Origin of the sequence: Streptomyces sp. NPDC058052, assembly GCF_042885515.1 — a bacterium.
In the GTDB taxonomy this organism is placed as follows: Bacteria; Actinomycetota; Actinomycetes; order Streptomycetales; family Streptomycetaceae; genus Streptomyces.
This window is the reverse complement of sequence record NZ_JBHVRX010000011.1, coordinates 160,649-177,004: the sequence shown is the minus strand read 5'-3', so window position 1 is coordinate 177,004 and position 16,356 is coordinate 160,649. Positions and strand designations below refer to the sequence as shown.

Sequence of the window (16,356 nt, the reverse complement as noted above, 5' to 3'; positions counted from 1 at the left end):
CGCGATACTGGGATTGAACCAGTGACCTCTTCCGTGTCAGGGAAGCGCTCTCCCGCTGAGCTAATCGCGCGGGACGCACCCAGAGGGTGCAGGAGGAGTGGTGCGCGATACTGGGATTGAACCAGTGACCTCTTCCGTGTCAGGGAAGCGCTCTCCCGCTGAGCTAATCGCGCGGGACGCACCCAGAGGGTGCAGGAGATGTGGTGCGCGATACTGGGATTGAACCAGTGACCTCTTCCGTGTCAGGGAAGCGCTCTCCCGCTGAGCTAATCGCGCGGGGGATCCGGGGATCCAGGACCCGAGGGTCCAGTGGACGATACTGGGATTGAACCAGTGACCTCTTCCGTGTCAGGGAAGCGCTCTCCCGCTGAGCTAATCGTCCTTGGAGGTGGAGACGGGATTTGAACCCGTGTAGACGGCTTTGCAGGCCGTTGCCTCGCCTCTCGGCCACTCCACCAGGAGTGAATACGGGGGTTCGGGAAGATCCCCCACATCGAGCGGACGACGAGATTCGAACTCGCGACCCTCACCTTGGCAAGGTGATGCTCTACCAACTGAGCCACGTCCGCTTGTCGTTTCCGGCCCGCTTGCGCGTCCCGGCGACGTGTTGAACTCTAGCGGATTCCCGGGCCAGCACAAAAACGCGTTTCCGCAGCGTGCTGACCTGCGCGCCCTTCGCGGTGCCCGACGGGGCCCCACGGAGGGTTCGAACGGCGTTCACCCGCCGTGTCCCCGGGGTCGCGCGGAGCCTCCCCCGCACGCGCGCTCCGTGCTCCCGCGCCGGCCGACCTAGACTCGATCCGTGTACGACCTTGCTCCCCTGGCCCGCTTCGGCGGCCTCGTCGCGACCGACCTCCGGGACGTCACCCACGACCCCGAAGCACTGGATTCCGCCGGCTTCTGGGCCGTCTGCGCCGACTTCGAGGGCCGGCTGACCTGCGCCCGCTTCGGAGACGTCCGCACGGCGCCGGTGCCCGCCGCCGTCCCCGGCGCGTGGTCCGGGCCGCGCCCCGGCGACTGGACGTCGTCGCTCGACCGCGCCGCGTACACCGCGGGCGTGCGGAAGATACGCGAGCACATCGCGCGCGGGGAGGTGTACCAGGCGAACCTCTGCCGGGTGATGAGCGCGCCGCTGCCCGATCCGGCCTCCGCCGACGTGGACGCCCTCACCGCGCTGCTCGCGGCCGGCAACCCCGCCCCGTACGCCGGAACGATCCGGCTGCCCGCGCACGGCGTGGAGATCGCCACCGCCTCGCCCGAGCTGTACCTGCGGCGCGAGGGCGGCCGGGTCTCCTCCGGCCCGATCAAGGGCACCGGTCGCACCGCCGCCGACCTCCTGCCCAAGGACCACGCCGAGAACGTGATGATCGTGGACCTGGTCCGCAACGACCTCGGCCGCGTCTGCGCGACCGGCTCCGTCACCGTCCCCGCCCTCTGCGAGATCGAGGAGCACCCCGGCCTCGTCCACCTGGTCTCCACCGTCGGGGGGGTGCTGCGCGAGGGCGCGGGCTGGTCCGAGCTGCTCGCCGCGACCTTCCCGCCCGGCTCCGTCACCGGCGCGCCCAAGTCCAGCGCGCTGCGGATCATCGAGGCGCTGGAGACCGCGCCCCGCGGGCCGTACTGCGGCGGCGTCGGGTGGGTGGACGCCGACAGCGGCCGGGGCGAGCTGGCCGTCGGCATCCGCACCTTCTGGATCGACCGTCCGCACGGCCTCCTCCGCTTCGGCACCGGCGCCGGGATCACCTGGGGCTCCGACCCCGAGCGGGAGTGGGAGGAGACCGAGCTGAAGGCCGCCCGGCTGGTCGCGATAGCGTCGGGCGCCTACGAGTCGGGCGCCTCTGAGGCGAGCGGAAAGGCCATCTCTCGATGAAACTGTGGGTCAACGGCGGGCTGTACGACGAGGAGACCGCCCGGGTCTCCGTCCTGGACCACGGGCTGACCGTCGGCGACGGCATCTTCGAGACGGTCAAGGCCGAGCGCGGCGAAACGTTTGCCCTCACCCTTCACCTGGAGCGGCTCACCCGCTCCGCCCGCGGCCTCGGCCTGCCCGACCCGGACCTCGACGAGGTCCGCCGGGCCTGCGCCGCCGTCCTGGAGGCCAACCCGACGGAGCTGGGCCGGCTCCGCATCACCTACACCGGCGGCCTCTCCCCGCTCGGCTCGGAGCGCGGCGACGCCGGCCCGAGCCTGGTCGTCGCGGTCGGCGCGACCTCGCGCCGCCCCGACACCACCGCCGTGGTCACCGTCCCCTGGACCCGCAACGAGCGCGGCGCCCTCACGGGGCTGAAGACCACCTCGTACGCCGAGAACGTGGTCGCCCTCGCCCGGGCGAAGGAGCGGGGCGCCACCGAGGCCCTCTTCGGCAACACCGCCGGCCGGCTCTGCGAGGGCACCGGCTCCAACGTCTTCGTCGTGCTCGACGGCCGGATCCACACCCCGCCGGTCTCCTCCGGCTGCCTCGCGGGCATCACCCGCGCCCTCGCCGCCGAGTGGACCGGCGCCGTCGAGTCCGACCTGCCGCTCGACGTGCTGGAGAGCGCGGAGGAGATCTTCCTCACCTCCACCCTCCGGGACGTCCAGGCCGTCCACCGCGTGGACGGACGCGAACTCGCCGCCGCCCCCGGCCCGGTCACCGCCAAGGCCATGCGGATCTTCGACGAGCGGGCCGCCGCCGACCGGGACCCGAAGCTCGGATAAATCCGGATGACGGGGGTCTCCCGGATGGGTAGAACACCCCTGATGACCACCACCCTGCGGCCGACCGAGCCGCTCCAGCACTCCGCCGAGGGCGGCCGTTCGCGCACCTACGACATCTGCGTGAACAGCCGCCGGGTCGGCTCCGTCCACGTCGCCACCGACCCCCATTTCGGGGCCGCGTCGGGGCTGATCGAACGGCTCCGGGTGGACGAACCGGACCGGGGCCGGGGCCGGGGCACCGTGGCGGCGCTCGCCGCCGAGGAGGTGCTGCGCGGCTGGGGCTGCTCGGAGGTGCAGATATCGGTGCCCGCCGACGCAGGAGCCGCCCTCGCCCTGGCCAGCGCCCTCGGCTACACCGAGCGCAGCCGGAACATGGTGAAGGAGCTGGCGGGCGAGCCGCCCGCGCCGCCGGCCGGGATCGCCTCGCGCCCGATGACGGACGAGGAGTTCGCCGGGTGGGAGGCGCGGGCCCGGGACGCCTTCGCGCGCAGCTGGACCGACCGGGGCGTCCCCGAGGAGCAGGCCCGCGCCAAGGCCGAGGCGAGCCACCGCGAGCTGCTGCCGCGGGGGCTCGCGACCCCGGGCACCGCGATCCAGGTGGTCGTCCTCGGCGGACGGGTCGCGGGCCACGTCTGGACCGGGGTGCGGGAGCTGGAGCCCGGCGTCGGCGCCGGATACGTCTACGACATCGAGGTCGGCGCGGAACAGCGCGGCAAGGGCTACGGCCGGGCCCTGATGCTCCTCGCCGAGCGGGTGACGCGGGAGGCCGGGGAGACCCTGCTGGGACTGCACGTCTTCGCGGGCAACACCCCGGCGATCCGCCTGTACGAGTCGCTCGGCTACCGCACGACCTACGTCAACAGCGCCAAGCCGCTGCTCTGAGGCGCCCCGCGGGGTCGGGAGGTCATCCGGCGAGCAGGCGGTCGGCGATCTCCTCGATCCGCGCGCGCAGGCCCTCCTGGCTCTTGCCGCCGTCGAGGCGCTCCCCGCCGATGACGTAGGTCGGGGTGCCGGTCACCTTGAGGGCCTGGCCCTCGGCCTGGTCGGCGTCGACGATCAGCAGGTGCCGGCCGTCGATCAGCGCGGTGTCGAACTCCTCGGCGTCCAGGCCGAGTCCGGCCGCCACCTCCAGGAGCACCGGCTCGCCCCGGTCGGCGAGGTCGGCGGTCCGGGCCAGCAGCGCCTCCGCGTAGGCCCATCCCCGCCCCTGCTCGGCCGCCTCCTCGGCGGCCTGGGCGGCGGCGTACGCGTGCTTGTTCTTGGTCAGCGGGAAGTGGCGCAGCTGCACGTCGAGCCGGTCGCCGTACTTCTCGCGCAGGGCGTGGAGGTCGTCGAGGGCCTGGAAGCAGTCCGGGCACTGGAGGTCGAACCATGCCTCCAGGACGACCGGGGAGGAGGGTGCGGTGGTGGAGTCAGTCATGACCGGCAGTCTTCCAGCCGGGCGGCCCGGGTCCCGCATCGGCACCTCGGCCGAGCCCGACCGGGACCTGAGGAGGAGATCCTCTCCGGGAAGACCCGGAGATCTCCCTGAGACGGGTCGCGGGGCGTGGCCCCCGACGGCCCATGCGGTGCAGGATGGAAGGGACGTATCACCCGGGACCTGGAGGATCGCATGCTCGCCGAGACCATCTGCGCCGCGGTGTCCGCGGCGGGCCTGGGGATCGCCGCGATCACGGCGTACCGGAAGAAGTTCCTGTCCGCGACGCGGATCGCCGCCTGGTCCCTGGTCCCGCTCGGTCTGGTGATGACCGGCGCCGTCGAGTGGGCCTTCGACACCGTCTTCAGCCCGGTCGCCTGGGTCGGCTTCGGCGTGCTCGGCGCGGCCTGGCTGCTCCTGCTGACCACGCGGGGCGTCGAGCGGCGCCGGGGTGGCCGGAAGGCGGCGGCCGGGGGAGCGGAGCCCGCGGCGGTCGCGCCCGGTGCCTCCACCCCGGACCGTCCCCGGGAGGCCCTCACCCGGCCCGCGCCGGGTCCGGCGGCCCGCGGCGGCGGCGCCGAGGACTTCAGCGACATCGAGGCGATTCTGAAGAAGCACGGAATCTGACCGCTTCTGGCCGTTGCCTGCCGGGCTGCGACCGGGCGGTGGTCCGGAGATCCACGGGAAGGGATGAACCGCCCCGCGGTACGGCGGTTTCCGGCCTTTCGCGCCCGCGGGGTGCGCGATCATCCCCCCGAGATGCTGGATACCTCGCGGGAACCCGTCCCCGCCTCCGCCGAGTCCCTTCCCGCCGCCGACCCTCCCGTCGACGAACCGAGGGGCTGTCTCTTCGCGCTGTCGCAGCCGCCGCTGATGATCTTCCTGACGGTGATCGGGGCCCTGCTGCTGATGGCGGCCCTGCACGACCTCTACGTCCTGTGAGGCGTCCTCTCGCCGGCCGCGCGGCGCGGCCTCAGCCGGCGGCCTCCTTGCGGCGCGCCCGGTAGGCGGCGACGTGGAGCCGGTTGCCGCAGGTACGGCTGTCGCAGTACCGGCGGGACCGGTTGCGCGAGAGGTCGACGAAGGCCCGGCCGCAGTCCGGCGCCTCGCACCGCCGCAGCCGCTCGCGCTCGCCCGCGACCACGATGAAGGCGAGCGCCATCCCGCAGTCGGCGGCCAGGTGGTCGGCGACCGAGGCGCCCGGCGCGAAGTAGTGCACGTGCCAGTCGTAGCCGTCGTGGTCGGTGAGCTGCGGGGTGGTGCCCGCGGCGGCCACCAGCTGGTTGATCAGCGGGGCGGCGATCCTGGCGTCGGGGGCGGAGAAGACCGCGGTGAAGCGCTCGCGCACCTCGCGGACGGCCCGCAGGTCCTCCGCGTCCAGGTCACCCACGCCGCTGATCCGGTGCTCGCGCACGAAGACGCCCAGCGAGGCGAGGTCCGTGAGCGTGTCCTCGCGGTCGCCCTGCCCGGCGGTGTTCATCAGATCGACGACGGTGTCGAGGGCGATCCGGGTGTCGTGGGGGATGAGCACGATTCGCTCCCTGGCCGGCCGCGGACGGGTGCCCGCGGATTGGCGACGACTCTAGCGCGCCCCGGAAAAGCACGACGGCGCCCGTCACCGCGCCGGCTGCGCGGTGAGGACGCCGGAGTCGTGCTCTGCTGGCTGCCCGCGCGGCGCCGTCTCCCCGAGTTAAGACGGCGCCGTACGGCCCATGGCCTGGCTCAGCTGTCGGCCAGGATGTGGGAGAGCTCGGTATCGAGGTCGAAGTGCCGGTGCTCGGTGCCCGGTGGCACCGCGGCGTCGGTCCGCTTGAGGAACGATTCCAGGGCCCTCGCCGGGGCCTCGAGCAGGGCCTCGCCCTCGGGCGAGCTCAACGCGATGCAGACGACGCCCTGGCCATGGCTACGGGACGGCCAGACCCGGACGTCGCCGGTGCCGGTGGGCCGGTGCAGCCCCTCGGCGAGAAGGTCGCGGGCGAAGACCCACTCGACCGTCTCCTCGGCTCCGGTGTGGAAGGTGGCGTGCACGGCGTAAGGATCCGCCGTGTCATACCGCAGGCCCGCGGGTACAGGCAGTGAGGACTCGCTCGACACAACGAGGCGCAGGTGCAGCTCGCAGCTCACCACGGTGTTCATAAGCGCCAGGGCCTTTCGCTCAGTGTGCGCTCGGGGATTCGCACGTCGGCGAAATCGACATGCCACCTCCGGTGCCGTTGTAAACCCCTCTGTCGGTTTTGTGATCGTTCAGGTAGCTCGTATGGCGGTATGTAACTTTGGGTAATACCGCCATACCGGTGGGGCTGGTGTGTCGGGTAAATTGGCCCCATGAATGCGGAGAGTGACGAGCGCGCCCCTGAGTCCCGCGGCGACGAGCAGGCCGAACTGGGATCCCGCGCACCGGAGTTCATCAAGTCCCGCCGAGGGCTGCACCTGAGCTGGCAGGTCGGCGTCTTCATCGTCGGACTCGCCGTGATCGGGGCGGGCATCCTCATGCTCGTCTTCCCCGGGCCGGGCTGGCTCGTCATCTTCGCCGGCATGGCGATCTGGGCGACCGAGTTCGTCTGGGCGCAGATCGTGCTGCGCTGGACCAAGCGCAAGGTCACCGAGGCCGCCCAGCGCGCCCTCGACCCCAAGGTCCGGCGCCGCAACATCACCCTGACCGTCATCGGCCTGGTGATCATCGCCGCGCTGCTCGGCTGGTACCTGTGGAAGTTCGGCATCGTCATGCCCTGGAAGATCGACGAATGACCCGGAGGTGGTTCGGGAGCCCCGCTGACATGCGGTAATGTTTGCGGTGCGCCCGGGCGATTAGCTCAGTGGGAGAGCACTTCGTTCACACCGAAGGGGTCACTGGTTCGAACCCAGTATCGCCCACCACCCGGCACGAGGGCCCGGAGACGATCACCGTCTCCGGGCCCTCGGCGCGTTCCCGGCCACGGCTCACCGCATCCGGGCCAGCCGCTCCCGAAGCCGCCGCGCCTCCCGCAGCCGGCGCTCGTACGTCGCCCCCACCGCCAGCAGCAGCAGACCCGCGGCCGCCGGCGGCAGCCAGCGCGGCAGCGCGCCGGCCAGCTGCACCACGTACGGCGCCAGCTCGTGCAGCCCCACCAGGGCGAGCACCGCCCCGCCCAGCAGCAGCGGCGCCCGCAGCCGGAACCGCGCCCCCAGCAGCGTCACGGCCAGCGCCCCCGTCCCCAGGAGCAGCGGACGCGCCCAGGACGGGTCCGACCAGACCGCCGCCAGGCTCGGCAGCAGCGTCGCCGCCAGCCCCGGGCCGTACGCCGCCCAGGACGAGGCCGCCGGATCCCGGCGCCGCCGCAGGAGGCCCACCACCAGCGCCGGCACCGTCACCGGCAGCGTGTACGCCTCCGGGACCGTCACCCCCCAGACCGCCAGCCGCACCCACGCCGCGGCCAGGAGCAGCGCCCCCGCCGCCCACGAGCCCGCCCGCCTCCGCTCCGGCCGCAGCGCCGTCGCCGCCGCAACCAGACCGGCCGCCGCCAGCGCCAGGGCGAGCACCGCGGGACGCGGCACCGTCAGGGCCACGCCCACCGCGCCCACCGCCACCCCGGTCACCTCGACCGCCGCCGACCGGAACCGCGCCGCCAGGGCCGCCGTGCCCGCCGGGACGAGCAGCAGCAGGAGCCCGGCCGCGGCCGGGGCGAGCCCCGCCGCCGCGGCCCCGGCACCCACCAGACCCGCCGCCGCGAGCACCGCCGCTCCGGCCGCCGCCCCGCGGACCGCGCCGGCGGCCGCCGCGGCCACCGCCGCGAACAGCCCGAGCAGCACCCCCAGCACCGCGAAGGTCGCCGCCCGCGCGTCCAGCGCGAGGAGCAGGGCGGAGACCGCCGACGCCGTCCCGGCCGCCAGCCCCGTCCAGGCGAACAGCGCACCCGGCTCCACCGGCGCCGCCGGAGCACCGACGGTCCAGGGCGCGCCCACGGCGCCCACCGGACGCTCCGCCACGGGCGCGGGCTCCGGCAGGCCGCGCGCCGGCGCCCCCGGCCGCACCGCGAGCGCCAGCGCCGCGCCCGTCGCCACCAGCCGGACCGCGAGCCCCGCCCCGTACGGCAGCTCCAGGACGACCGGCAGCGCCATGAGCAGCGCCCAGCCCAGCACCACCGCACCCCACCGGCCCCACAGCCGCCCGGTCGCCGCCGCGGCGCCCGCGCCGAGCAGCAGCGTCAGCGCCGCCGTCGCCGGAAAGCCGCCCGGCACCGGCTCCGCGTGCGCCCCGGACCAGACGCCCGCGCTCCGGTCCGCCGGCCCCAGCAGACCGCCCAGCACCGGCGGCAGCGCCCACACCACACCGAGCGCCGCCACCCCGCCCCCGGCGAGCCCGAACCCGGCCCGGACCCCGGCCGGGACCCGTACGCCCGGGACCGGACGCCACAGCGCCGCCAGGGCCACTCCGCAGACCGCGTACACCGGCACCGTCCAGTCCGCCGGCAGCGCGGCCCGCAGCGGCCCGCCCACCGCCGCCACCACCGCCAGACCGGCCACCGCCCCCAGCGCGGGCGCCGCCGGACGGGCCGCCCGCACCGCCACCGCCGCGCCCAGGCAGAGCGCGGCGCAGCCGGCCAGCAGCGGCGCGCCGGTCCACGGGCTCGCCACCGAGAACCAGCCGCCCGTCAGCAGCGCCCAGGCCGTCAGGACGACCGCCGACGCACCCGCCGTGATCCGCACCGCGCGCCCCGCCGGCCGCGCCAGCGCCGGCAGGTCCGCCGCCGCCGTCAGCACCGCCGCCCACGCCACGGCCGCCGGGCCGCCCCCGGCCGCCACCACGCCCAGCGGCAGCGGCAGCTGCGCCGCGGCCACCGCCGCCGGGAACGGCAGCCGCAGCCCCCGCAGCAGCCCGCCGTACGCCGCCCACAGACCCGCCAGGACCGCCGAGGCCGCCGCCGCGTACCCGGTCCCGTCCGTCCCCGGCAGCGCCACCCGGTGCAGGGCGTACGCGTCCAGGACCGTCAGGACGAGCCCCAGCGCGCCCACCGCCTCCGCCGTCGACCCCAGCCCCCGGCGCAGCAGCACCGCCGGCGCGGCCAGCGCCGCCGACGTCACCACCAGCAGCACCGCCGACCGCCCCGCGATCCCCATCGAGCCCCAGCTCACCAGCGTGAACGCGAGCGCCGCGATCACCAGCAGCGTCCCGCCCAGCGTCAGCAGCACGTTCTGCGCCCCGCGCGGCGAGGTCTCCGCCCGTACCGCACCGGCCCGCGGCGGCGCGGCCGGCCGGCCGGCGGGGGAGTACAGCACCCCCAGCAGCCAGGCCCGCCGGGCCAGCAACTCGGCGCGGCGCGCGTCGAGTCGGGCCAGCTCGTGATCGACGAGCCGCAGCTCCTCGACAGGGGGCAGGTTCATGTCCATGACCGGAGTGTCGCGCCGGGCCCGCACCGCGGGAATGCGCGCTGCTACTCAGATCCCGCCCGAGTACCCACACTGGACCCATGGACTGGTGCCGGTACCGCTTCCGCAGCGTCTGGCGGCTCGCCGCCCCGCCCTCCCGCGTCTACGCCGTCCTCGCCCGCGCCGAGGAGTACCCCCGCTGGTGGCCCCAGGTCCGCGCCGTCGTCCCGCGCGACGGCACCACCGGCGCCGCCCGCTTCCGCTCGCTCCTGCCCTACGACCTCCACGTCACCGCCCGCGCCCTGCGCCAGGACCCGGTGGCCCGTGTCCTGGAGGTCCGGCTCGACGGAGACCTGGAGGGCTGGGCCCGCTGGACCCTCACCGCCGACGGCGCCGGCACCCACGCCCTGTACGAGCAGGAGGTCGAGGTCCGCGCCCGGCTGCTGCGCCTCCTCGCCGTCCCCGGCCGCCCCTTCTTCCGCGCCAACCACGCCCTGATGATGCGCGGCGGACGGCGCGGGCTGGCCGCGCTCCTGCGCTCCCGATGAATTTGGAACCCGGCCCGGAAGCCCTGTATGGTTCAACCCGTTCCCGGGCGATTAGCTCAGCGGGAGAGCACTTCGTTCACACCGAAGGGGTCACTGGTTCGATCCCAGTATCGCCCACCGGGAGAGGCCGGTCCGTCATCGCGACGGACCGGCCTCAGCCGTTTCCGGCCGGTCTCACGCGGCCTTCCGCAGCTCCGGACGGAGCGGCCACGCGGGATCCACCAGCTCCGGCGTCCCCTGCCGGGTGAACCACGCCTGGAGGCCCCGCGCCTGCGCCGCGTGCCACACCGCCTGGAGGGTGTGCAGCTCCGCCGGCGACAGCCGCTCCAGCCGGGACGCGAACCGCCGGCCGACCGCCCGCACGACCTCCATCGCGGCCGTGGCGTCCGCCGCCGCGTCGTGCGCCCCCGCCAGCTCCACCTCGTAGTGCGCGCACAGGTCCGTCAGCGTCCGGCGGCCCTTGCGGTACCGGTCCAGATGCTTGTCCAGGACCCGCGGATCCAGCACGCACAGCGAGGTGTGCTCCAGGTACCGGCCCAGCGACGACGCCCGGTGGCGCCTCAACTCGCGGTCCAGGATGGTGAGGTCGAACGGCGCGTTCATCACCACCAGCGGCCGGCCGGCCGCGTTCTGCTCCGCCAGGGCACGCCCCAGCTCCTCCATCACGGGCGACGGCCACCGGCCGTTGCGCTGGAGGTGATCGTCCGTCAGTCCGTGCACCGCCGTGGCGCCTTCCGGCACCGGAACACCCGGATTGACCAGCCACCGGGTCACCCGGGGCCGCGCCCCGGCCGCGTCCTGGACGACGAGCGCGGCGGACACGATCCGGTCCTGCTCGACGTCCACTCCGGTGGTCTCCGTGTCGAAAGAGGCCAGGGGCCCTTCGTACCAGTTCGTCGTCATACCCGAACTCCTCGCACCCGCGCGGCAGATGGCCAACCCCCTGCCCCGAAGCGGTGATACCCGGACTGTTTGCGCCGTACGCGGACCGGTCACAACACTGGTGACGGGGAAGGACGTTCACATGGCGCTCGCCCAGCCCGAGTCGGGAGGGCTGCCGCCCCAGCGGGCGGCCCCGGCACGCGGCTCACTCGCCACCACCGCCTGCATGGAGACCCTCCAGGTGGGATACCTGCACGCCGTCGCCGCCGCGGCGGGCTGCGCGCTCGCGCAGCCCTTCCCGGACAACGGCGTCGACTGGCACGTGAGCCACGGCTCGCCCGGACACACCGTCGACGACGAGGTCACCATCAAGGTGCAGCTCAAGTGCACCTACCAGCTGCCACCGCACCCGACGGGGAGCACCTTCCCCTTCACCCTCGACAACGACCACCTGGTGAAGCTCGCCCGGACCCCCGTGGCCGTGCACAAGATCCTGGTCGTGATGATCGTCCCGAGAGACCCGGAGGACTGGCTGAGAGCGGGCCACGACCGGCTCGACCTGCGGCACTGCTGCTACTGGATGAACCTGGCCGGGCATCCGGTCACCGGACGCCGCCGGACCACCGTGCGCGTCCCCACGGCGCGGATCTTCGACGACCGGGCGCTCTGCGAGATCATGACCCGGGTCGGCCGGGGAGGGAGACCTTGATGCACCGACCGATCGACGAACCCGGACACGGGAAGGGGGACGGGGCCGGGCGCGGCCCCGTCCCCGTACCGCCGCCCTACCGTCCCCACCCGGTGCCCGCCCCCGACGCCGCCGGTCCCTGGACCGCCGGCGACGGCGTGCCCGACCCCGGCCGGGTGGACCCGCGCGTCCTCGGCGCCCTGCTCGCCCGCCACGGCTGGCAGCGCCGCGGCGGGGCCGCCGGCCGGTACGGCCGCTGGACCCCGCCCGGGAGCGCGCCCGGACGGGGCGGCACCAGCCTCCTCGTCCCCGACAGCCTCGCCTTCCCCGACAGCGAGGACCTCATCGGCGAGGCCCTCACCGCCCTCGCCCGCAGCGGCACCCCCTCCGCCCGCGAGGTCCTCACCGGCCTCGCCGTCCCCAGCGACGAGATCCGCTGGTGGCGCGAGGTGCCCCCCGGTCCGGCCGGCACCGTGCCCTGGCCCGTGCAGGAGCAGCTCCGCTCCGCCGCCCACAAGATCCTCCTCGCCGGCGCCCTCGCCGTGCGCGGCCGGGCCGGCTACCACGGCTCCCGGCACCGCGCCGCGGCCCGGGCCGCCCTCGAACCCGTCGTCGTCGGCACCGACCCCGGCGGGCGGGCCCTCACCGCCTTCCTGCCGGTCCCGCCCGGCCGCCCCGTCGCCGTCCGGCTCTACCACGCCCTGCACGCCGCCCGGGAGGCCGTCGACTACCAGCGCGCCACCGGCGGCATGGACGCCTTCGACTCCGCCGTCGAGGCCGGGGTCAGCCGCGAACTCACCGAGGCGCTCGTCGCCCTCGTCCGCGGTACGGAAGGCGTCCGCATCGCCCTCGAATGGGCGCCGGCCGCCGGCATTCCGCACGGGTGCGCCGCCCGCCCCGAGCCCGTCGAGTTCTCGCCCGGCGATCTGCCGGCGCTGCGCGAGGCGAGCGCCCGCTACCTCACCGACGAGCCCTCCGTCCCGGTCCGGATCACCGGCGCCGTCGTCCGGCTCCGCCGCTCCGGGCCGCGCGGCGAGGGCACGGTCAAGCTCCGGGTGCTCGGCGGCGCCGACGTCGGCCACGTCCGGGTCGCCCTCGACGAGGAGGCGTACCGCACCGCCGGCCACGCCCACCTCGTCGGCCTCCCCATCCGGGTCGTCGGCCGGCTGGAGAGCCGCGGCGGCTTCCGTCGCCTCGCCGACCCCTCCGGAGTGGTCCCGGTGCAGGTGGACGAGGCGGAGCGGGACCGGCTGATGAAGTCCCTCCACGAGAACCTCGATTTCTTCGAGGAGGCGTGCGGCCCGGGGGAGTGAGCGTCGGGCGCGGTGGGTGGGGCTCCCCGGGCCCCCGTAAGATCGAGGCTGACGCGGCACCTCGTCTCTGCCGCGCGCCACCGACGCCGGCACCTCGTGTCTGCCGGCGCCCCGATGCATGGAGTACCCGTGTCCGAAGTCCGTGTGACCGTCCCGACCGCCTCAGGACCCGAGGAGAGGACGGTGAGCGCGGGCACCACGGCCGGCGCCCTGTTCGCCGACGACCGCACCGTCATCGCCGCCCGCGTCGCGGGCGAGCTGAAGGACCTCTCGTACGAGCTCGCCGAGGGCGACGTCGTCGAGGGCGTCGAGATCGGCTCCGAGGACGGCCTGAACATCCTGCGCCACTCCACCGCGCACGTCATGGCCCAGGCCGTGCAGGAGCTCTTCCCCGAGGCCAAGCTGGGCATCGGCCCGCCGGTCCGCGACGGCTTCTATTACGACTTCGACGTCGAGAAGCCGTTCACGCCCGAGGACCTCAAGGCCATCGAGAAGAAGATGCAGGAGATCCAGAAGCGGGGGCAGAGGTTCGCCCGCCGCGTGGTCTCCGACGAGGACGCCCGCGAGGAGCTCGCCGAGGAGCCGTACAAGCTGGAGCTCATCGGCATCAAGGGCTCCGCGTCGACCGACGACGGCGCGAACGTCGAGGTGGGCGGCGGCGAGCTGACCATCTACGACAACCTGGACGCCAAGACCGGCGAGCTGTGCTGGAAGGACCTCTGCCGCGGTCCCCACCTGCCCACCACCCGGAACATCCCGGCGTTCAAGCTGATGCGGAACGCGGCCGCCTACTGGCGCGGCAGCGAGAAGAACCCGATGCTCCAGCGCATCTACGGCACCGCCTGGCCGTCGAAGGACGAGCTGAAGGCCCACCTCGACTTCCTCGCCGAGGCCGAGAAGCGCGACCACCGCAAGCTCGGCAACGAGCTCGACCTCTTCTCCATCCCGGACGAGATCGGCTCCGGCCTCGCCGTCTTCCACCCCAAGGGCGGCATCATCCGCCGGGTCATGGAGGACTACTCGCGCAAGCGGCACGAGGAGGAGGGCTACGAGTTCGTCTACTCGCCGCACGCCACCAAGGGCAAGCTGTTCGAGAAGTCGGGCCACCTGGACTGGTACGCCGAGGGCATGTACCCCCCCATGCAGCTCGACGAGGGCGTGGACTACTACCTCAAGCCCATGAACTGTCCGATGCACAACCTGATCTTCGACGCGCGTGGCCGCTCCTACCGTGAGCTGCCGCTGCGCCTGTTCGAGTTCGGCACCGTGTACCGGTACGAGAAGTCGGGCGTCGTCCACGGTCTGACCCGGGCCCGCGGCTTCACCCAGGACGACGCGCACATCTACTGCACCAAGGAGCAGATGGCGGAGGAGCTCGACAAGACCCTCACCTTCGTCCTGAACCTGCTGCGCGACTACGGTCTGACCGACTTCTACCTGGAGCTGTCCACCAAGGACCCGGAGAAGTTCGTCGGCTCGGACGAGATCTGGGAGGAGGCCACCGCGGTCCTCCAGCAGGTCGCCGAGAAGCAGGGCCTGCCGCTCACCCCCGACCCGGGCGGCGCCGCCTTCTACGGCCCGAAGATCTCGGTGCAGGCGCGGGACGCCATCGGCCGCACCTGGCAGATGTCGACCGTGCAGCTCGACTTCAACCTGCCGGAGCGCTTCGACCTGGAGTACACCGCCCCCGACGGCACCAAGCAGCGCCCGGTCATGATCCACCGCGCGCTGTTCGGCTCGATCGAGCGGTTCTTCGCCGTGCTCCTGGAGCACTACGCGGGCGCGATGCCGCCGTGGCTGGCCCCGGTCCAGGCGACCGGCATCCCGATCGGTGACGCGCACGTCGACTACCTGCACGAGTTCGCCGCCAAGGCGAAGAAGCAGGGCCTGCGGGTGGAGGTCGACTCCTCCTCCGACCGGATGCAGAAGAAGATCCGGAACGCGCAGAAGCAGAAGGTCCCCTTCATGATCATCGCGGGTGACGAGGACATGGCCGCCGGCGCCGTCTCCTTCCGCTACCGCGACGGTTCGCAGGAGAACGGCATCCCCGTCGACGAGGCGATCGCCAAGCTCACCAAGGTCGTCGAGGAGCGCGTCCAGGTCTGACGACCCGCGCCGCTCAGGAGGCCCCCGGGGGATCCCCCGGGGGCCTCTCCCCGTTCCCGGGCCGTTCGTCCTCCCGGGTGAACGCCTGGATCAGCCACGACGAGAAGGAACCCGTCACGGCGCCCAGCAGTGCCAGGCCGCAGGCCATCAGGCCGACCGCGACCACCCGGCCGACCGGGGTCACCGGGGTCACGTCGCCGTAGCCGACCGTCGCCAGCGTGGCGCAGGCCCACCACACGGAGTCGCCGAAGGTGACGATCGTGGCGCCGGGGGCGTCCGCCTCGTGGTGGTAGACGGTGAGCGCGGCCGTGAAGCCGAGCAGGGAGACCGAGAGTCCGGAGTAGACCATGACGCGGGCGTAGAGGCTGAGCCGCGGCTGCCCCCGGCGGCGCTGGACCCGGTCGTAGAGGGTCACCATCCGGACCGGGCGCAGCAGCGGCAGGAGCAGCACGACCGTGTCCAGGAGGTGGGTGCGGACGAACCGGAGGGGGTGGAGGCCGCTGAGCCGCATCCGCACCGCGTAGTCGGTGATGAAGACCGCCCAGGCGCCGAGGACGACCCCGACGCAGAGATCCACCCCGAGCCGCGGCAGGTGGTCCCGGGCGAGGACCCGGACCGCGTAGCCGGCGAGGTAGGCGATGGAGGCCACGGCCAGCGGCAGCTCCATGCGGCGGTCCCAGCGTTCCTGGCGGGGCGGTTTCGGGGGCCTGGCGCTCATCGGATCAGGATCACCCGGGGCGGCTTCGCTCGCCCCGGCGACACGTTCCGAACGGGCGACGCAATATGCTGCACAGCATGACGACTGAGCCGGAGCAGCAGATCGGAGTGGGGGCGCCGGACGCGTTCCAGCGCCTGTGGACGCCTCACCGGATGGCGTACATCCAGGGCGAGAACAAGCCGACCGGGCCGGGGGCCGACGACGGCTGTCCGTTCTGCTCGATCCCCGCGAAGTCGGACGAGGACGCGCTGGTGATCGCCCGTGGCGCGAGCGTGTACGCGGTCCTCAACCTGTACCCGTACAACGGCGGGCACCTCATGGTCGTCCCGTACCGGCACGTCGCCGACTACACCGACCTGGACGCGGCGGAGACGGCCGAGCTGGCCGACTTCACCAAGCGGGCGATGATCGCCCTGCGGGCGGCGTCCGGGGCGCACGGTTTCAACATCGGCATGAATCAGGGCGCCGTGGCCGGTGCGGGGATCGCCGCGCACCTGCACCAGCACGTGGTGCCGCGCTGGGGCGGCGACACCAACTTCATGCCGGTCGTCGGCCACACCAAGGTGCTGCCGCAGCTGCTCGCCGACACCCGGAAGATGCTGGCCGACGCCTGGCCCGCCACCGTCTGACCTTCCTCGTCC

17 protein-coding genes and 8 tRNA genes are annotated in these 16,356 nt (G+C 73.7%); 13 read left to right on the top strand and 12 right to left on the bottom strand.

Features of this window, described 5'->3' with window-relative positions:
- The 6 genes from ACFVU3_RS18070 to ACFVU3_RS18045 all read right to left on the bottom strand — a co-directional run bounded on the left by ACFVU3_RS18070 (position 1) and on the right by ACFVU3_RS18045 (position 569).
- Positions 1-70: transfer RNA gene (locus tag ACFVU3_RS18070), tRNA-Val, on the bottom strand.
- A 28-nt stretch (positions 71-98) separates the two neighbouring features.
- Positions 99-173, bottom strand: a tRNA-Val gene (locus ACFVU3_RS18065).
- A gap of 28 nt (positions 174-201) precedes the next feature.
- A tRNA-Val gene (locus tag ACFVU3_RS18060) sits at positions 202-276 on the bottom strand.
- A 34-nt stretch (positions 277-310) separates the two neighbouring features.
- Positions 311-382: transfer RNA gene (locus ACFVU3_RS18055), tRNA-Val, on the bottom strand.
- A gap of 1 nt (position 383) precedes the next feature.
- Positions 384-457 (bottom strand) — tRNA-Cys (locus ACFVU3_RS18050).
- A 39-nt stretch (positions 458-496) separates the two neighbouring features.
- Positions 497-569: transfer RNA gene (locus ACFVU3_RS18045), tRNA-Gly, on the bottom strand.
- A gap of 233 nt (positions 570-802) precedes the next feature.
- Between ACFVU3_RS18045 and ACFVU3_RS18040 the strand changes: the two genes are divergently transcribed.
- The 3 genes from ACFVU3_RS18040 to ACFVU3_RS18030 are packed head-to-tail and all read left to right on the top strand — an operon-like array spanning position 803 to position 3,579.
- On the top strand, positions 803-1,870 hold the full coding sequence (locus ACFVU3_RS18040) for a chorismate-binding protein (RefSeq protein ID WP_390067178.1): 1,068 nt from the start codon (positions 803-805) through the stop codon (positions 1,868-1,870).
- Entirely contained in the window at positions 1,867-2,697 is an 831-nt protein-coding gene (locus tag ACFVU3_RS18035) for an aminotransferase class IV (protein ID WP_390067177.1), read from the top strand. Before ACFVU3_RS18040 ends, ACFVU3_RS18035 begins: the two co-directional genes overlap by 4 nt.
- Before the next feature lie 42 nt (positions 2,698-2,739).
- Complete coding sequence (locus ACFVU3_RS18030; RefSeq protein ID WP_390067175.1) at positions 2,740-3,579, top strand: GNAT family N-acetyltransferase; 840 nt, start codon at positions 2,740-2,742, stop codon at positions 3,577-3,579.
- A 22-nt stretch (positions 3,580-3,601) separates the two neighbouring features.
- Here the strand turns inward: ACFVU3_RS18030 and ACFVU3_RS18025 are convergent, their stop codons facing one another.
- A complete protein-coding gene (locus ACFVU3_RS18025; RefSeq protein WP_390067173.1) occupies positions 3,602-4,117 on the bottom strand; it encodes a DsbA family protein in 516 nt (171 codons plus the stop codon).
- A 192-nt stretch (positions 4,118-4,309) separates the two neighbouring features.
- Between ACFVU3_RS18025 and ACFVU3_RS18020 the strand changes: the two genes are divergently transcribed.
- Together ACFVU3_RS18020 and ACFVU3_RS18015 are read left to right on the top strand one after the other, a co-directional pair.
- On the top strand, positions 4,310-4,741 hold the full coding sequence (locus tag ACFVU3_RS18020) for a hypothetical protein (RefSeq protein ID WP_390067171.1): 432 nt from the start codon (positions 4,310-4,312) through the stop codon (positions 4,739-4,741).
- A 132-nt stretch (positions 4,742-4,873) separates the two neighbouring features.
- The gene (locus ACFVU3_RS18015; RefSeq protein WP_390067169.1) at positions 4,874-5,056 is read left to right on the top strand and encodes a hypothetical protein; all 183 of its coding nucleotides are present in this window, start codon (positions 4,874-4,876) and stop codon (positions 5,054-5,056) included.
- Positions 5,057-5,087: 31 nt separating this feature from the next.
- Here ACFVU3_RS18015 and ACFVU3_RS18010 read toward each other — a convergent pair whose 3' ends face one another.
- The gene (locus ACFVU3_RS18010) at positions 5,088-5,645 is read right to left on the bottom strand and encodes a CGNR zinc finger domain-containing protein (RefSeq protein ID WP_390067168.1); all 558 of its coding nucleotides are present in this window, start codon (positions 5,643-5,645) and stop codon (positions 5,088-5,090) included.
- A gap of 191 nt (positions 5,646-5,836) precedes the next feature.
- Positions 5,837-6,250: an SsgA family sporulation/cell division regulator gene (locus ACFVU3_RS18005; protein WP_030493555.1), complete on the bottom strand. Its 414-nt coding sequence runs from the start codon at positions 6,248-6,250 to the stop codon at positions 5,837-5,839.
- A 189-nt stretch (positions 6,251-6,439) separates the two neighbouring features.
- On the opposite strand from ACFVU3_RS18005, the gene ACFVU3_RS18000 reads away from it, so the two are divergent.
- Together ACFVU3_RS18000 and ACFVU3_RS17995 are read left to right on the top strand one after the other, a co-directional pair.
- Positions 6,440-6,862 carry a TIGR02611 family protein gene (locus tag ACFVU3_RS18000; protein WP_390067166.1) on the top strand — a complete coding sequence of 141 codons (423 nt, stop codon included), beginning with the start codon at positions 6,440-6,442 and terminating at the stop codon, positions 6,860-6,862.
- Positions 6,863-6,916: 54 nt separating this feature from the next.
- Positions 6,917-6,991 (top strand) — tRNA-Val (locus tag ACFVU3_RS17995).
- 63 nt (positions 6,992-7,054) lie between these two features.
- Here the strand turns inward: ACFVU3_RS17995 and ACFVU3_RS17990 are convergent.
- A complete protein-coding gene (locus ACFVU3_RS17990; protein ID WP_390067164.1) occupies positions 7,055-9,481 on the bottom strand; it encodes an SCO7613 C-terminal domain-containing membrane protein in 2,427 nt (808 codons plus the stop codon).
- Positions 9,482-9,561: 80 nt separating this feature from the next.
- On the opposite strand from ACFVU3_RS17990, the gene ACFVU3_RS17985 reads away from it, so the two are divergent.
- Together ACFVU3_RS17985 and ACFVU3_RS17980 are read left to right on the top strand one after the other, a co-directional pair.
- Positions 9,562-10,008, top strand: coding sequence for an SRPBCC family protein (locus ACFVU3_RS17985; protein WP_390067163.1), 447 nt, complete (start codon positions 9,562-9,564; stop codon positions 10,006-10,008).
- A 45-nt stretch (positions 10,009-10,053) separates the two neighbouring features.
- Positions 10,054-10,125: transfer RNA gene (locus ACFVU3_RS17980), tRNA-Val, on the top strand.
- 57 nt (positions 10,126-10,182) lie between these two features.
- Here ACFVU3_RS17980 and ACFVU3_RS17975 read toward each other — a convergent pair.
- Entirely contained in the window at positions 10,183-10,911 is a 729-nt protein-coding gene (locus tag ACFVU3_RS17975; protein WP_390067162.1) for a 3'-5' exonuclease, read from the bottom strand.
- Positions 10,912-11,032: 121 nt separating this feature from the next.
- On the opposite strand from ACFVU3_RS17975, the gene ACFVU3_RS17970 reads away from it, so the two are divergent.
- The 3 genes from ACFVU3_RS17970 (at position 11,033) to thrS (ending at position 14,997) form a co-directional block, all read left to right on the top strand.
- Positions 11,033-11,599 carry a DUF4365 domain-containing protein gene (locus ACFVU3_RS17970; protein WP_390067160.1) on the top strand — a complete coding sequence of 189 codons (567 nt, stop codon included), beginning with the start codon at positions 11,033-11,035 and terminating at the stop codon, positions 11,597-11,599.
- Entirely contained in the window at positions 11,599-12,891 is a 1,293-nt protein-coding gene (locus tag ACFVU3_RS17965) for a hypothetical protein (protein WP_390067159.1), read from the top strand. The genes ACFVU3_RS17970 and ACFVU3_RS17965 overlap by 1 nt, the downstream gene beginning before the upstream one ends.
- Before the next feature lie 129 nt (positions 12,892-13,020).
- Complete coding sequence (gene thrS, locus ACFVU3_RS17960; protein WP_390067157.1) at positions 13,021-14,997, top strand: threonine--tRNA ligase; 1,977 nt, start codon at positions 13,021-13,023, stop codon at positions 14,995-14,997.
- 13 nt (positions 14,998-15,010) lie between these two features.
- Here thrS and ACFVU3_RS17955 read toward each other — a convergent pair whose 3' ends face one another.
- Positions 15,011-15,715 carry a potassium channel family protein gene (locus ACFVU3_RS17955; RefSeq protein WP_390067155.1) on the bottom strand — a complete coding sequence of 235 codons (705 nt, stop codon included), beginning with the start codon at positions 15,713-15,715 and terminating at the stop codon, positions 15,011-15,013.
- 65 nt (positions 15,716-15,780) lie between these two features.
- Here ACFVU3_RS17955 and ACFVU3_RS17950 point away from each other — a divergent pair, with 65 nt between their 5' ends.
- Positions 15,781-16,344 (top strand): HIT family protein, encoded by a 564-nt coding sequence (locus tag ACFVU3_RS17950; protein WP_390067154.1) that lies wholly within the window; start codon positions 15,781-15,783, stop codon positions 16,342-16,344.
- Positions 16,345-16,356: the final 12 nt, after the last annotated feature.

Bases quoted from the DNA above. Each gene is read 5' to 3' on its own strand.
- ACFVU3_RS17955 (WP_390067155.1), bottom strand. From the start codon at position 15,715: ATGAGCGCCAGGCCCCCGAAACCGCCCCGCCAGGAACGCTGGGACCGC.
- ACFVU3_RS17975 (WP_390067162.1), bottom strand. From the start codon at position 10,911: ATGACGACGAACTGGTACGAAGGGCCCCTGGCCTCTTTCGACACGGAG.
- ACFVU3_RS18020 (WP_390067171.1), top strand. From the start codon at position 4,310: ATGCTCGCCGAGACCATCTGCGCCGCGGTGTCCGCGGCGGGCCTGGGG.
- ACFVU3_RS17965 (WP_390067159.1), top strand. From the start codon at position 11,599: ATGCACCGACCGATCGACGAACCCGGACACGGGAAGGGGGACGGGGCC.
- ACFVU3_RS17970 (WP_390067160.1), top strand. From the start codon at position 11,033: ATGGCGCTCGCCCAGCCCGAGTCGGGAGGGCTGCCGCCCCAGCGGGCG.
- ACFVU3_RS17985 (WP_390067163.1), top strand. From the start codon at position 9,562: ATGGACTGGTGCCGGTACCGCTTCCGCAGCGTCTGGCGGCTCGCCGCC.
- ACFVU3_RS17950 (WP_390067154.1), top strand. From the start codon at position 15,781: ATGCTGCACAGCATGACGACTGAGCCGGAGCAGCAGATCGGAGTGGGG.
- ACFVU3_RS18025 (WP_390067173.1), bottom strand. From the start codon at position 4,117: ATGACTGACTCCACCACCGCACCCTCCTCCCCGGTCGTCCTGGAGGCA.
- ACFVU3_RS18015 (WP_390067169.1), top strand. From the start codon at position 4,874: ATGCTGGATACCTCGCGGGAACCCGTCCCCGCCTCCGCCGAGTCCCTT.
- ACFVU3_RS18005 (WP_030493555.1), bottom strand. From the start codon at position 6,250: ATGAACACCGTGGTGAGCTGCGAGCTGCACCTGCGCCTCGTTGTGTCG.
- ACFVU3_RS18000 (WP_390067166.1), top strand. From the start codon at position 6,440: ATGAATGCGGAGAGTGACGAGCGCGCCCCTGAGTCCCGCGGCGACGAG.
- ACFVU3_RS18030 (WP_390067175.1), top strand. From the start codon at position 2,740: ATGACCACCACCCTGCGGCCGACCGAGCCGCTCCAGCACTCCGCCGAG.
- ACFVU3_RS18035 (WP_390067177.1), top strand. From the start codon at position 1,867: ATGAAACTGTGGGTCAACGGCGGGCTGTACGACGAGGAGACCGCCCGG.
- ACFVU3_RS17990 (WP_390067164.1), bottom strand. From the start codon at position 9,481: ATGGACATGAACCTGCCCCCTGTCGAGGAGCTGCGGCTCGTCGATCAC.